This is a genomic window from Micromonospora sp. NPDC049891 (assembly GCF_040660295.1).
GTDB lineage: Bacteria > Actinomycetota > Actinomycetes > Mycobacteriales > Micromonosporaceae > Micromonospora.
Window position 1 is genome coordinate 36,655 of sequence record NZ_JBFAML010000031.1, and the last position, 14,679, is coordinate 51,333.

Sequence of the window (14,679 nt, forward strand, 5' to 3'; positions counted from 1 at the left end):
GAAACGTACCTACAAGTGGACGAGTTGTCTACACATCAAAACGACGCACCTGGTTGGCACTTGGTAAGACAAGTGCCATGTACCGTGACCAGGTGCCCACCCCGCACTATGGACAGCCCCGCTACCGAGCCATCGCGGACGAGCTAAGGGAACGAATCGAGAGTGGTGCGATCCCGCCCGGCGCCCTCTTGCCAACCGAGAACACCCTCACTACGGAATTTCGGGTAGCCCGCGGCACCATTCGTCAGGCCATAGCCGCACTACGTGAGGCAGGTCTAGTGGCCACGGAACATGGACGCGGCACCTACGCAATCCACCGCCAGCACAGGTGCGGACCCATCCAACCATCGGAGCTGGATGTACGGCAGCACCAGGTTGTTGCCGATCCGGGGCTTGCAGCACTCTTCGCTGTCGAAGTCGGCACCGCCCTGGTCGAGGAAGAGCGCGTCACCCGAACGAATGGCATCGTCGCGGAAGTGGTCAGAACCTATCGGCTAGTCCCGACGAGGCAGCGAGGGTGAGGCAACACCATCCTTCGGGCCCCTTCTGTACGCGACCCCTACAGCTAACACTCTTCGGCCGCCAGTAAACATGCGGCATATAGGGAGACAGCTGGCAGCCGCGACGAGCTGACGACGCTCGCAAGGTTGCCGCTGCCTCGACCCTCCGCCCCACCCCGGCACCAACATGGCCTTGGCTCCGCCTGCCGCCCTATCTCCGCACAGTTGCGGCTGCTCTCCGCCTGATGACGACCGGCATAGGTCGGCCAAGCTCTCACCCCCACGTACGTCAGTCAGGTCCACACGGCATGACGGGCTGAAACCTGCCTCCGACCCAGAGTTTGGGAACGACCGAACGTGTTGGACAGGAAACACAGAAGAAGCGGAACCGGGCCCTCCCGCGCAGCCCTCACACGCGCCGGATAAACCATCAAGTCGTAATGGCCGAATTGCCCGATTCGTACCTCGGGCTGTCCACATGGACAGATCCTCACGTATTCTTACCCGCTCCACGGTGGACGGCCAACTGCGGACTACCCGGCCGGCAGCTGCCATGGACGGTCGAAGGTCAAGCCCTCCGGGGCTCCGGTAGCATGCGGAGGTTTCATGGCCCACATCGACGCCCTGATCGATAAGGTCGCCGATCCGGCCCTCCGCCAACTCCTCCACGAGCAGGTCGCCCAGCTTCTCAGTCGGCAGTCATTTGGTCTTGTCTACCAGCAGCACAAGCCCGAAACGGTGGAGCTCTACCACTACAAAGTGCGGCGGAACTGCAAGGTTAGAGTGCTGCGAGAGGACGATGACGTCCTATACCGCGTCGAAAAGGTGTTGGGGAGCGACGCTACAATTGCCTCGCTAAGCGAGAGACCTCAGAGTCGACACGTCGACGTGTCTGACTTGGTTGTGATTCGCGAATTCGGGGAACCAATTTACCCGGGACTTAGGTCGCTCGGAGCCATAGAACGAGGTGGCGACAAGCCTTCGCACGTGGTCGTAAACGCTGAAAATTTCCACGGCCTTGAAACTCTGCTCTATACCCATGAGCACAAAGTGGACGTAATTTATATCGATCCACCCTACAACTCTGGTGCCCGAGACTGGAAGTATAACAACGACTACGTCGATGGAGTCGACAAGTACCGGCATAGTAAGTGGCTGGCCATGATGGAGCGTCGCCTTCGGCTAGCCAAGCGCCTGCTCAACCCTGCCGACTCAGCCATGGTTGTCACTATCGACGAGAATGAAGTGCACCATCTTGGGATGCTCCTCGAAAAGCTCTTTCCCGAGGCAACCCGCCAACTGGTGACCATTGTCAACAACCCGAAGGGCGTCACTCGGAGCACTTTGTCCCGAGTTGAGGAGTATGCCATCTTTTGCTTCTTCGGGTCGGCTATCGCGAGCAGCATTTCGGATGACTTACTAACTCCAGGCGCAGACGACATTCCAGAGGACGAAGAATCCCGACCACGGTGGAAAGGCCTCCTGCGTTCGGGCTCCAACTCACGGCGCGAACAGCACCCAACGTTCTTCTACCCGATCCTGATTGACCCAGACACGCGGCGCATCCTAGGTACTGGCGCTTCACCACCGCTCGACGAAGACCCAGATCCGGATGCTCTTGTTGACGGTCACGTCGCGGTCTGGCCGGTCCGAAAGGACGGGACTTGGGGCCGGTGGATGCTCAAACCACAGACGCTACGTGAGTGGTCCGCCAAGGGATACGTTGCACTTGGAAACCGCGACGCGAGGCGGAAGACCTGGGGCATTTCCTACCTCACGACAGAGCCTCAAAACCAGATCGCTGCCGGCATCCTCGAAATCAGGTCGGTAGATCCGGTCACCGGAGTGGTCGACGCCGTCTATGCCAACAACGCTTCGTCGAGCCGTCGCGTCAAGACGGTTTGGCACCGCACCATGCACGACGCTGGGGTCGGCGGTACAGCTGTCGTCGAGGGCTTGGTTGGTAGTAGAGCATTTGATTACCCCAAGTCCGTATATGCCGTGCGTGACACGCTAGATCTATTGACCAGACATAAGCCCGACGCCGTGATCGTCGACTTCTTCGCTGGCTCTGGGACAACCCTGCATGCGGCAGCAATGTTGAATCAAGAGGATGGCGGCCAACGCCAGTGCGTTCTAATCACGAATAACGAGGTGGGTCCGGAACGCCAGCGTCAACTGGCCGCTGAGGGTTATACACCTGCTGACGAGCGCTGGCAGAGCGAGGGAATCTTCGGCCGTGTCACACGGCCCCGGGTCGAAGCAGCGATTCTAGGGAATCGCGCCGACGGCACCCCGGTACCTCCATCATTGAAGAATGCCGATGGGAGTCTAATGTCGGCCGGGCTCAACGAGAATGTTGAATTCTTCGATCTCACCTACGAAGACCCAGACCTGGTCAGCCTTGGAAAGAAGTTCGCGGTGGTAGCGCCACTTCTTTGGCTCAAGGCTGGCGGCCGTGGTGGCCGTATAGATAAGGTCTCTGAGACCTGGACGCTACCGGAAGCCGCCCGATACGGAATTCTGTTCGATACCGACCAGTGGCGAGAGTTTGTCGAGGCAGTAAAGAAGCGCGACAACGTCGTGCACGCGTTCATTGTCACCGACTCAGAGGCGACGTTCCAGCAGATATTCGCAGAGCTTCCAACGAATGTTCAAAGCACGCAGTTGTACGGCGACTACCTGCGGACCTTCGAAATTAACACCAGGGGGCAGGCGTGAGATATACGCTGAAGGACTATCAGTTCGCCGCGTCCAGCCAGATCGTAAAGGCCCTTCGACGCGCCAGCAAGGACTTGGGCGAGGACAAGAGCAACCTCTGGTCTATCGCGCTGAGCGCGCCCACCGGTGCCGGCAAGACGGTTATCGCCACATCGGTAATCGAAACATTGTTCGAAGGAAGCGACAGATTCCCCGCCGACCCATTGGCCACCATCCTATGGGTTACGGATGACCCTGCATTGAACGAGCAGACCAAGCGAAATATGATGCAGGCGTCGTCTACCCTCGGTCCTAGCCGCCTTGTCACGATCGATGCAGGATTCGATAAGAGCTCGTTTCTGCCGCGACATGTGTACTTTCTCAACATCCAGAAGCTTTCTCGAAGCAACCCATTATCGCGCAGTAACACCAATCTTCGAGACTACTCACTTTGGGAGACGATCTCAAACACCATTGAGGAAAACGGAGCCCATTTTTACGTCGTTATCGACGAGGCCCACCGCGGCATGAAGCAGGAAAACGATCGCACGACCATCGTTTCTCGCATCATCAACGGCCAAGCAGCGATCAATCCCCCTGCCCCAACGGTCTGGGGCATAAGCGCAACCCCTGAGCGATTTATCGAGGCGATCGGCCGTTCGGGGAACCAGCGCACAAGCACCTCAGTCACCGTACCACTCGAAGACGTCAAAGCATCTGGGCTGCTTAAAGACAAGATCGTCTTGGACAATCCCGCCGCTGGACAGGCGGATGGGGATACAACCCTGACCAGGGCAGCAGTGGCGCAGGCCCTACGGTTCGAGGAGAGCTGGCGCACGTACTCAACGTCCCAGAGTGAACCCCCGGTTTTGCCTGTACTAGTGGTCCAAGTTCCGAACAGCCCAACCGACAGCGAGTTGGGTGAACTGCTGCACGCCATTTTTGGCTCATGGCGAGGGCTAAAGGATGGGAACGTCGTCAACACGTTCGGCGAACACTCAGCGCTAAACATAGCCGGGCACACAATCAACTACATGAAGCCGCAGGAAATTCAGGATGACCCTGCAGTACGAGTCGTGCTCTGTAAAGATGCTATTTCAACGGGATGGGACTGCCCCCGCGCAGAGGTTCTAGTATCGCTCCGCCGTGCGGACGATTACACGTATATCGCTCAACTAATTGGGCGAATGGTGAGGACGCCACTGGCTAGGCGAATCGCCACCGATCAAACGCTTAACGATGTTCATTGCTACCTGCCCCGATTCAACAAGCAACAAGTAAAGGAGATCGTTAACCGTTTCGCGGAAGGCAGGAACGACGAGCCTCCGGTTGAGGTTATTACTGATCCTGTCCTGGTTGAGCGAAACGAGAACATCCCCGACGAAGTTCTAGATCTTCTACAAGATCTGCCAACCTATGTTGTTCCTGGCCGCATCTACAGGACGCAGATCTCGCGACTGCACACGCTCGCAACCCTACTTTCTGGTGACCACATTGTCGAGGATGCGATTGCCCAGGTCCGCATTCATCTCAATGGAGTTCTCGCCGCCCAGCAACGACGACTAGAGTCCGATGGTAGCTTCCAGGCGGACCTGACGCGTGTACGAAGCCTTAAGATCGAACGCTCTTACGTCCTACTCGCAGCGGAATCCATTGACGACCTACCCGATGAGACAGCATATGAAATGGAGCGTGACGACAACAACATCGAAGATCTTTTCAAGGTCGCCAAGCGTAAACTCCCAGAGGGGGTGGCAACGAACTACTGGAACGAAGTCATTAACATGCAGCGTCCAGATGATTTCGATCCGACTGAAGCTAAGGCAGTGACAGCTGTTCTTGCCTTGCACTCAGAGGTAGTCGAGGCCGTCGAATCCGCAGCGGAGCAGTTGGTTCGAACGTGGTTGCGTGAGCACCAGCGGTCAATCTCAAAGCTTCCGGATGCCCGCAAGGTGGCTTATGAGCCCGTGAAGCGAGAGACGAGAAGTCCAGAACTAACTGACCTTGTGCTGCCGGCGTCTAGGCTCGTAAGCGACAACGAAGGTCGCTGGGAAAAGCATGTCCTGGCGGCAGAAGATGGCACTTTCCCAGTCGCCCTGAAGGGCTGGGAACGTAAGGTACTCGCGAGGGAGTTGGCCGACAACGACCTAGTCGCCTGGTACCGCAACCCGACTGGCGGCAACGCCTCATTGCGCGTTCCGTATCGTGGTAGCCAGTTCGATCAGTCCATGTATCCAGACTTCATCTTGTTTCATCGGACGGATGCTGGGATCAAACCGTCCGTTGTTGACCCGCACGGCTTCCATCTTGCCGACGCCGCAGCGAAGCTCCGAGGGCTCGCCGAGTACGCGCAGCGCCACTCTGACAAGTTCGACCGGATCGACTCCGTAGTTGAACTCGACGGCAGACTCGTCGCATTGGACCTGCGTTCAGAGCCCGTGCGAGAAGCTGTCCACACGGTTACCGACGGCGGGGTCCGTGAGTTGTTTGAGATCTACGCCGGCGATTACAGCTGAAACTCAGCGTCCTTGCGTGACTCGCGGATGCGACGGGCATGGGCCGTGGGCGAGAGTTCTCGACACGTTCTGTGCTCCTGTTTCCTTGCCAGTTCCTTGCCAGGACAGTTGCTGAATTGTTCTGTTCTGGATCAAGGCACCGCGCTTCGCGCGGTGCGGGGCGGCAAGCCCAGCCGGCGGCAATCCGCCCCGGCCGCCTACGGCGCCGGGGCGGTGAGCCACCGACGGCCGCCGGGACACCGCCCCCAGCACGTCAGGAGCCAGGCCCAGCGAGGCCGTGACGGAAGCTCGCGAGTCGGCCAGGTCGCGTGTTGGGGCTTCCGGCTGCCGCGCCAGTCCAACCCCGGGACTGGCTTGCCACCGTGTCACCGGGTCACGGAGGCAGCTCCACCGCCAAGACGTGCCCGTCCCTCCCCCACAGCCGCCGGCTCCGATCGAGGTCTCCGAGCACCGACCCCGGAAAGGCCCTCACGACGGCACAGCCCGCCCAACCCCAGGCAAGGTCAACTGAGCCCGCGCTCAGGGCGTCTCCAGGGCGTCAGGGCGTCGTCAGGGCGTCAAACGCCGCCCAAAGTTGACCAACGACGACCATCGACGCCCCAACATAGGACCAGCTCAGAGCCTTGATCGGGGCTCTGAGCTGGTGGGCGACGGACGAGTCGACCTGTACGCCGGATTCTGTGCGCGGCGCGCACCTGGGGTGCGGGCCGGCGGCGGCCATCCATCTCGGCCTGCCGTTGCCGGCAGGCTCGTGCGGCCTACCCGCAGACATCGGGCGGGCCGCCCTCAAGCGTCTGCGCGGGCGTCATCCTGCGATGACGGCCCTTTCTTGGCCTTGCTCCGGGTGGGGTTTACCGAGCCACCCCGGTCACCCGGGATGCTGGTGGGCTCTTACCCCACCGTTTCACCCTTACCGTCCCCGATGGGGCCGGCGGTCTGTTTTCTGTGGCACTGTCCCGCGGGTCACCCCGGGTTGCCGTTAGCAACCACCCTGCCCTGTGGAGTCCGGACGTTCCTCGGCGACGGGCCGCAGCCCGCCGACGCGACCGCCCGGTCGACTCGTCCGTCGCGCACCCATCCTAACGACACCGGGTCCGCGCCTATTGCCGCGCCCGCGTCAGAGCCAACGGGCTCCAGGGTCGCGCGGGCAGCCCCCGACCACGCCACCGGGCCTGCTCGACGCGCAGTCGGCGATCCGTGGCAGTGGAGGTGCTTCCTGGCCGGCGTGTCGGCCACCTTTACTGCCACGGATCGCGCACTCCAGCCACGGACCGCGCCCTCCAGCCACGGACCGCACAGCCAGCCACGGATCGCGCAGCCCAGCCAGGGCACGGGCACGCGCAGGCGGAGCGGGCACGCGCAGCAATGTGGCACGGCGGGGCAGGCGGGCAGCTCAACGGCGTGCGGATAATGGCGCGGTGACGATGCCGCCGTTTCCCGAACCGACAGCGCCGGCTGACGGGCGGGCCGAGGTGTTCCTGCGCTACCTCGATTTTTTTCGGGAAAGCGTGCTGGTGAAGGTGGCCGGGCTGGCCGAGCAGGAGCGGCGGGGTAGTCGGCTGCCCTCCGGCTGGACCCCGCTGGAGTTGCTCAAGCACCTGCGCTACGTGGAGTTGCGCTGGATCGAGTGGGGTTTCCAGGGACGCGACGTGGCGGACCCGTGGGGCGACTGGCGGGACGGTCGGTGGCACGTCGCGCCGGAGGAGAGCTTCGCGGAGCTGACGGCCGCGCTGCGGGCGCAGGGCGCCCACACCCGGGCGGTGGTCGAGGGCGCTGACCTGGCGGCGCGCGGGGCGCCGGGGCCACGGTGGGACGGTGCGGATCCGGCGTCGCTGGAACGGGTCATGTTCCACCTGGTGCAGGAGTACGCCCGTCACCTCGGGCACCTCGACATCGTGGCCGAGCTGGCCGGCGGCCCGGTCGGGGAGTAGCTCCGCTTGGTGCGGTGACCAGGAGACCGCACCAGGGTCGGGCGGCGGTGCGGGTTCCGGACGGCTAGCCTGCGGATCATGGACTTCGCCGAAGCCGCGTTACTGCTCGCCGCTGGTCTCGCCGCCGGTACGGTCAACGCGGTGGCCGGCGGTGGTTCGCTGATCACGTTTCCGGCGTTGCTCGCGATCGGGTTGCCGCCGGTGCCGGCGAACGTCACCAACTCGCTGTCGGTCGCTCCCGGGTACCTCGCCGCGGTGGCGGGCAGTCGGGTGGATCTGCCCCGGTCGCGGCTGCTGGCCGCGTTGGTGCCCACCACCGTGGTCGGCGCGTTGGCCGGCGCCGGACTGCTGCTGGTCACCCCCGCACGGGCGTTCGAGCTGGTCGTACCCTTCCTGGTGCTGGGGGCGACCGCGCTGCTGGCGTTCCAGGATCCGCTGCGCCGGCTGGTCGGCCACCCGCGTGACCTGGCACCGCGCCGCCGGGCCGTGACGGTTCAGGTGGTGGTGACGCTGGCCGCGGTGTACGGCGGCTACTTCGGTGCCGCCGTCGGGGTGATGCTGGTCGCCGGCCTGGCCCTGGTGCTGGACGCGACGCTCGCCCGGGTGAGCGCGATCAAGAATCTGCTCTCCGCCGTGATCGGCCTGACCACGGTTGTCGTCTTCGCCATCGCCGGCCCGGTGAACTGGGCCGGGGTAGCGGTGGTCGCCCCGGCCACGCTGATCGGCGGGTACGTCGGTGCCCGCCTGGTCCGCCGACTCCCCTCGGCGGTCCTGAAGACGATCATCGTGGCCTTCGGCACCCTGATCGGCTCCTACCTCCTCTGGCGCGCGCTCGCCTGAACCGCCGATCTTGCACTTCCTGTCCCCGCGAATCGGGCATCAGTTACTTGTCGGCGACCAGAAGTGCAAGATCGGCGAGGCGAGGCGAGGCGGGGCGGATCAGAGGTCGGCGAGGTGGGTGGTCTCGTTGACCGAGCGGACGGCGACGCCGCCGTCGGGCCAACGGTCCAGCACCGATACGCCGGCCGCGTCGAGGTAGAGGCGGTGCAGGAAGGCGTCGGTGGCGGCGAGCGCGTCGCGCAGCATCAGCTTGATCGGCGAGACGTGCGAGACCACCACGACGGTCTGACCGGGGTACGCGTCGAGCAGTCGCCGCGCCACCCGGTCGCACCGCTCGGCGACCGCGGCGAACGACTCGCCGTCCGGTGGGGCGACCCGGGTGGAGGCGAGCCAGGCGTCGAGCTCGCCCGCCCAGCCCTCACGCACCTCGGCGAAGGTGCGTCCCTCCCAGGCTCCGAAGTCGCATTCGATGAGTTCGTCGTCGCGGCGGACCGGCAGGTCGCCGATGGCGGTGGCGATCGCCTCGGCGGTCGCCGTGCACCGGGACAGCGGTGAGCTGATCACGGCCACGGCGTCCGGGGCGAGCGCGGCCACCCGCGCGGCCGTGGCCCGCACCTGGGCCTGCCCCTTGCTGCTGAGGGGGATGTCGCCGCGACCGGAGTAGCGGCCCTGCTCGGTGTACTCGGTCTCGCCGTGCCGGACCAGGATCAGCCGGGTGGCGGTGAAGCTGGGGCGGGGCTCCCAGGACACCGGCGCGCTGGTCAGGTCGGTGCCTGGTGACTCGGCCCGGGCGGCGACCTCGGCGGCGCCGCCACCGGCGGGCTCCGGGCCACCGAGGCGGCGCGGCGGCTCGACCACGCGGGGCGGCTCGACGGTCGGCGTGGCGACGCCGGACGCGGCCGCGGCGTCCATGGCGGCGTTGGCGAGGGCGTCAGCGTGGGTGTTGCGGTCCCGGGGGATCCAGCTGAACCGTACGGCGGTGAACCGGCCGACCAGTTCGGCGGCCTCGGCGGCCAGCGGGCGCAGGCCGGGGTGCTTGATCTGCCAGCGGCCGCACATCTGCTCGACGACCAGCTTGGAGTCCATCCGGACCTCGACCTCGTCGGCACCCAGCTCGGCTGCGGCGGCCAGGCCGGCGATCAGTCCCCGGTACTCGGCGACGTTGTTGGTGGCGGTGCCGATCGCCTCGCTGCGCTCGGCCACCACCTCGCCGGTTGCCGCGTCGCGGAGCACCGCGCCGTACCCGGCCGGGCCGGGGTTGCCCCGGGATCCACCGTCGGCCTCGACGAGGACCGTACGCGTCGCCACCGGCTACAGCCCGGACTCGTTGGTCCGGACCATGATCCGGCGGCATTCCTCGCAGCGGACCACGTCGTTTGGGTCGGCTTTACGGATCCGGGCCAGGTCGGCACCGGAAAGCTCCAGCCGGCACCCGCCGCACCGGCCGGCGGTCAGCAACGCCGCACCGAGCCCGGTGTCGGTGCGGATCCGTTCGTAGAGCTGCACCAGGTCGGCGGGCAGGTCGTTGGCGAGGGGCTGCCGGGCGGAGCGCTTGAACTCCTCCTCGCGACCGATCTCGGTGAGGCTGTCGTCGCGCCGCTGCTCGGTGACGGCGCGCCGTTCACGCACCTCGGTCAGCCGCTGTTCCACCCCGTCCAGCACCGACTGGGCGGTTTCCCGCTGCTCCATCAGCTCCAGTTCGGCGTCCTCCAGGTCGCTCTGCCGGCGGTTGAGGGAGGCCAGCTCGTGCTGGAGCGCCTCCAGCTCGCGGGCCGGGCCGGTGCCGGCGGCCAACCGGTCCTCGTCCTTGGACTTGCGTGCCCGGACCTGGTCCACGTCCCGCTCCAACCGGGCGATGTCCCGGTCCAGGTCGTCGACGGCCACCTGGGCGCGGACCCGCTCGTCCTCCAGGGCGGACAGTTCCCGGGCGAGGGCCTCCAGTTCGGCCCGCTCGGGCAACGACCGACGCCGGTGGGCGAGCTGGGCGAGGGCGGTGTCGATCGCCTGGAGATCGAGCAGGCGGCGCTGGACCTTGGGGTCAGCCTTCACGGTCGGGCTCCTTGTCGTCCGCTGCGGATTCGTCCGTTGCGGGTTCGTCCGGTTGCGGTGCGGCGGCGTGCACTGTCCACGGGTCGGTGTCCAGGTCGGACACCAGGGTCTCGACGCCGGGCGCGGCCCGCAGCAACGCCGCGAGGTCGTCCAGCCACGGCCGTTCGGTGGCCCAGTGGGTGGCGTCGAGCAGCGCCGGCCCCCCGGTGGCGAGGTGCTCGCCGGCCGGGTGGTGGCGCAGGTCCGAGGTGAGGTAGGCGTCCACCCCGGCTGCGGCGGCGTCGGCCAGGAAACTGTCCCCGGCCCCACCGCAGACCGCCAGGGTACGCACCAGACGGTCCGGATCGCCGGCAGCACGTACTCCGGCGGCGGTGGCCGGCAGCACGGCGGCGGCCCGACGGGCCAGCTCGGCAAGGGTCAGCGGCTGCGGCAGCCGCCCGATCCGGCCGGCACCGCGTCCCTCCCCCGCGGCGGGGGTGCCGGGGCGGGCGGGTTGCAGCGGGCGCAGGTCGAGCAGGCCGAGCCGGGCGGCGAGGGCGTCGGAGACGCCCGGCACGGCCACGTCGGCGTTGGTGTGCGCGACGTACAGCGTCACATCGGCTTTGATCAACTGGTGGACGATGCGGCCCTTGTAGGTCGTCGGCGCCACCGACGACACCCCGCGCAGCAGCAGCGGGTGATGGGCGATGATCATGTCGGCGCCCGCGTCGAGCGCCTCCGCGACCGTCTCGGGAACCACATCCACGACGCAGAGGATCCGGCGTACCGGGGCGGACGGCTCACCGAGCACCAGGCCGACCCGATCCCACTCCTCGGCCCAGGCCGGCGGGTAGTGCCGCGCCACCTCGGCCACCACGTCGGCGACGGTCGGCACGGATACGGTTGTGCTCACGGCCGGTGAGCTTACCGTCGTCAGGGCCGCTACCGGACGTCACCCGGCCCCACCCGGGCGGACAGGGCGACCCGATCCCCGGGGGCCGGCTTGGACCGGCGTGGTCCGTGGCCGGGTCGACGGCCACGGATGCCGTAGGCCCGGCCACGGACCTTCGCCGCAGCCGGGCGTGAATACTCCGGCGGTCAGAAATGTCACCCGCACCCGCACCGGACCGGAGGCTTCGACTGGGGGGCTGCCGCTCAACCGGTCCGGCAGAGGCGGTCACGCACGGCGGTAAGCGGCAGCGCCCACGGAAAGGCGTGCTGGTGCCGCTCCCCCGTCCCCGGCGGGTGCAGGGGGAAGACGTCGTCGCCGAAGAGCACGCTCACCCCCCATTCGGAGAGCCGGACGAGACCCGCCCGGAAGGCGGGGTGGGCGGCCATCGCCGCGTTTGTGTACGGCACGGCCACCAGTGGTATCCCCCGGCCCTGCGCCTCGACCAGCAGCCCCAGGGCGAGGGTGTCCGCGATGCCGGCCACCCACTTGTTGACGGTGTTGACCGTGGCCGGGCACACGATCATGGCGTCGGCGGTGGGCAGCACGTCGGGGTCGCCCGGGTTCTTGTAGTGCGTGCGTACCGGGTGGCCGGTCTGCCGGGCCAGTGCGGTGCGGTCGACGAACTTGGCACCGTCGGGCGTGGTGATCACGCAGACGTCCCAGCCGTCCTGTTGGGCCAGGTCGACGAGCCGGCCCACGTCTCGGGCCAGTGGCGAGCCACAGGCGATGATGTAGAGCACCTGGCGGTGCCCGTCGTGGCGGTGCGAACCGGTCATGCCGGCTCCGAGGTCATACTCCTACTCCCATGTGCTCAGCCAACTCCGCGATCGGAGAAGGCGGCGCACCACGTGTGCGACGTAGGACGTCCGACATCACCTCGTGGGCGATCGGTCGGCAGCGGATCTCGGACGGTGCCAGACGGTCGCCGCGCAACAGCATCTCGCCGGCGTTGGCCACATCGCCGATCTGCGCGAAGCCCCGGGCCAGGTCGAGCAGGTGATGCGCCCGGCGTTCGGGCAGCAACGCGTCGAACGGCGCGGGCTGGATCTTCTGGCGGTGCACCTCGACCGCCCGCCCGCCGTCGCCCAGCTCGACGGCGGCCGCCGCCCGGTGCAGCTCCACATTTGTCGGGCCGAACGAGGTCCAGTAGTGGTTCTGGTCGCCGCCGAGCTCGGCCGCCGCCGCGTGGGCTCCGTCCAGCAGATCCTCCACAGTGGCGGTGTCGCCGATGCGGGAGGCGGCCATCGCGCCCTGAAGCAGCAGCATCCCGTAGACGGAGAGGCGCTCGGGCCGGTTGTCGTTACCGCCGCCCGGGGCGAGCTGGTTGGCGATCCGTACGTTCAGCTCCAGTGCCGGCCGGGGCCGGCCCATCGCCACCAGGGCGTTGCAGACCCGGGTGGTGGCGACACCGGCGAGCAACTGGTCGTCGGCGCGTTGCGCGACGGCGATGGAACGGTCGGCGGCGAGCCAGGCGAGGTCGCACTCGCCAAGCTTGCGGAGCACCGAGGAGGCGAGCTGGTAGACCTGCCCGAGCAGGTGGGCGGCGCGCTGGGCCTGGTCGCCGCCGTACGCGGCGTCGGCCGCCTGGGCATCGCGGAGCAGCTTCGGCAGGGCCCGGGTGAGCATCCCGTAGCGGCCGTACTGGTAGGTCAGCCAGGCGTGGGTGACCGCCTTGCTCATGTCGGCAAGTGGCGGTGGGCTCGGTGCCGCGTCAAAGTACGCGCTTATCGAGTCGTAGCGCTCCAGGGCGGCCCGAATCTCCTCGACCTCGAACTGGTCGATGCAGTTGAGCGCGTCGGTGCGCCGCTCCGGGTCCTTGCCGAGCAGCAGCTGCACGTCCATCTGGAGGATGTCGGCGATCTCGTAGAGCACGGAGAACTTGTCCAGCCGCCGTACGCCCCGCTCGATCTTGTCGACCCAGCTTTTCGACTTGCCCAACCGGTCGGCGAAAACCTGCTGCGACATTTTCCGCCGGCCGCGCCAGTAGGCCACCCGTCGCCCTATGGGTAGCTCGTCCATCTCCCCAGTCCTCCCCTTGCTGGAGCCCTGGCCGGGGGCCGGGGGCCGTTCCGTGGGCGCGGCGATCCGTCCGTACTTCAGGTTTCCGCTGGTCGCACAGGAAGTGCGTCAGCCGTCCGGCCGAACCTCGTACTTTTCGTGCAAGTTGCATCGGCCACTTTGTCAAACCAACGATGACGGGCTACGGCAGTGACGGGTCTCGACGTACGAGCTGACGCCGGTCAGGCGCGGCGAGGGGAGTTGGCACCAATGTGGGGGAATGTCGGACCGCACGTGGCGCGTCTGTCGCCGTTGGAACGGGTACGGCTGCGCCGGGTCGCCGTGCGCTACGCCCTGCACGGCTGGGCGGTGACCCCCGGCGCCTGCCTGGCGCGGAGCCGCTTCGTCTGCGGCCGGGCCGGCTGCCCGACGGTCGGCTGCCATCCGGCCCTGGAGGACTGGGAGCACGCGGCCAGCGCCGACCCGGCACGGGTGGCCACCTGGTGGCGGTCCCGGCCACACGGCGTACTGCTGCCCACCGGCCGTTCCTTCGACGTGCTGGAGATCCCCGCCCACCTGGGCCGGATGGTTCTGGACGCGGTGCGTGCCCACCCGGTCGGCCCGGGGGTACGCGGACCTGTGCTTGTCACCCCGACCGGGCGGTGGATGTTCCTGGTCCGCCCGGGCGACCCACTGCGACCCGAACTTGAGCACTGTTTCGACGTGGTCCTGCACGGGCGCGGGTCGTGGATTCCGGCGCCACCGACCCGGCTGCCCGAGGGCCAGGTCCGCTGGGCGGTCGCACCGGAGCAGGCCCGGTGGCAGTTGCCGGACGCCTACCTCGTGCAGAACACGCTTGTCGAGGCGCTGCGCGCCACCGGCGTGACGCTGACCTCGGCGCTGGTCCCCGGTCACCTGCCGTTGCCCCGCCGGGGCCGCTGACCGGGTGGCGTGCGGTGCGACGCGCCGACAGCGAGACCCGGGAGGACCGGCGCTCGTTGGACCCTTCGACGGCGCGCCCGCGCCGGGAGCGGGGATGCGATGTCCACCGACGACACCAGACACCACCCGGGCGGAGCAGAGCCGCCCCGGCGACACCGGCCCGGCCACCGATGGGCGGCCACCCGTCCCCCGGGGGCCCGGCCCGGCCGTCCTCGGCCGACCGGATCCCGCCCGGCGAGCACCCACCGCCCAACCCGCTGGCCCTGACCCGA

The 14,679-nt window shown here is 66.9% G+C and carries 11 protein-coding genes and 1 other RNA gene; 6 read left to right on the plus strand and 6 right to left on the minus strand.

The genetic code is table 11. The annotated features are described in order from the left end of the window. Nucleotides 1-77: 77 nt before the first annotated feature. The 3 genes from AB0I71_RS27795 to AB0I71_RS27805 all read left to right on the plus strand — a co-directional run bounded on the left by AB0I71_RS27795 (nucleotide 78) and on the right by AB0I71_RS27805 (nucleotide 5,716). Nucleotides 78-521 carry a GntR family transcriptional regulator gene (locus tag AB0I71_RS27795; protein ID WP_357589509.1) on the plus strand — a complete coding sequence of 148 codons (444 nt, stop codon included), beginning with the start codon at nucleotides 78-80 and terminating at the stop codon, nucleotides 519-521. A gap of 585 nt (nucleotides 522-1,106) precedes the next feature. Beyond that, nucleotides 1,107-3,221 carry a DNA methyltransferase gene (locus AB0I71_RS27800; RefSeq protein ID WP_357589511.1) on the plus strand — a complete coding sequence of 705 codons (2,115 nt, stop codon included), beginning with the start codon at nucleotides 1,107-1,109 and terminating at the stop codon, nucleotides 3,219-3,221. Then, the gene (locus tag AB0I71_RS27805; protein ID WP_357589513.1) at nucleotides 3,218-5,716 is read left to right on the plus strand and encodes a DEAD/DEAH box helicase family protein; all 2,499 of its coding nucleotides are present in this window, start codon (nucleotides 3,218-3,220) and stop codon (nucleotides 5,714-5,716) included. Before AB0I71_RS27800 ends, AB0I71_RS27805 begins: the two co-directional genes overlap by 4 nt. 651 nt (nucleotides 5,717-6,367) lie before the next feature. On the opposite strand, the gene rnpB is transcribed toward AB0I71_RS27805, so the two are convergent. Beyond that, nucleotides 6,368-6,778, minus strand: an RNA gene (gene rnpB, locus AB0I71_RS27810) — RNase P RNA component class A. A 362-nt stretch (nucleotides 6,779-7,140) separates the two neighbouring features. Here rnpB and AB0I71_RS27815 point away from each other — a divergent pair. Continuing rightward, nucleotides 7,141-7,647, plus strand: coding sequence for a DUF664 domain-containing protein (locus AB0I71_RS27815; protein ID WP_357589568.1), 507 nt, complete (start codon nucleotides 7,141-7,143; stop codon nucleotides 7,645-7,647). Between the two features lie 78 nt (nucleotides 7,648-7,725). Further along, nucleotides 7,726-8,487 carry a sulfite exporter TauE/SafE family protein gene (locus AB0I71_RS27820; protein WP_357589515.1) on the plus strand — a complete coding sequence of 254 codons (762 nt, stop codon included), beginning with the start codon at nucleotides 7,726-7,728 and terminating at the stop codon, nucleotides 8,485-8,487. 99 nt (nucleotides 8,488-8,586) lie between these two features. Here the strand turns inward: AB0I71_RS27820 and AB0I71_RS27825 are convergent, their stop codons facing one another. The 5 genes from AB0I71_RS27825 to AB0I71_RS27845 form a co-directional block, all read right to left on the minus strand. After that, complete coding sequence (locus tag AB0I71_RS27825; protein ID WP_357589517.1) at nucleotides 8,587-9,795, minus strand: bifunctional RNase H/acid phosphatase; 1,209 nt, start codon at nucleotides 9,793-9,795, stop codon at nucleotides 8,587-8,589. A gap of 3 nt (nucleotides 9,796-9,798) precedes the next feature. Beyond that, nucleotides 9,799-10,536 carry a C4-type zinc ribbon domain-containing protein gene (locus AB0I71_RS27830; RefSeq protein ID WP_357589519.1) on the minus strand — a complete coding sequence of 246 codons (738 nt, stop codon included), beginning with the start codon at nucleotides 10,534-10,536 and terminating at the stop codon, nucleotides 9,799-9,801. Beyond that, nucleotides 10,526-11,428, minus strand: coding sequence for a Nif3-like dinuclear metal center hexameric protein (locus AB0I71_RS27835; protein ID WP_357589521.1), 903 nt, complete (start codon nucleotides 11,426-11,428; stop codon nucleotides 10,526-10,528). The genes AB0I71_RS27830 and AB0I71_RS27835 overlap by 11 nt, the downstream gene beginning before the upstream one ends. 242 nt (nucleotides 11,429-11,670) lie before the next feature. Continuing rightward, on the minus strand, nucleotides 11,671-12,243 hold the full coding sequence (locus tag AB0I71_RS27840) for a flavoprotein (protein WP_357589523.1): 573 nt from the start codon (nucleotides 12,241-12,243) through the stop codon (nucleotides 11,671-11,673). A 13-nt stretch (nucleotides 12,244-12,256) separates the two neighbouring features. Further along, nucleotides 12,257-13,486, minus strand: coding sequence for a helix-turn-helix domain-containing protein (locus tag AB0I71_RS27845; protein WP_357589525.1), 1,230 nt, complete (start codon nucleotides 13,484-13,486; stop codon nucleotides 12,257-12,259). Nucleotides 13,487-13,735: 249 nt separating this feature from the next. Between AB0I71_RS27845 and AB0I71_RS27850 the strand changes: the two genes are divergently transcribed. Beyond that, nucleotides 13,736-14,407 (plus strand): bifunctional DNA primase/polymerase, encoded by a 672-nt coding sequence (locus tag AB0I71_RS27850; RefSeq protein ID WP_357589527.1) that lies wholly within the window; start codon nucleotides 13,736-13,738, stop codon nucleotides 14,405-14,407. The last annotated feature ends 272 nt before the right edge of the window (nucleotides 14,408-14,679 follow it).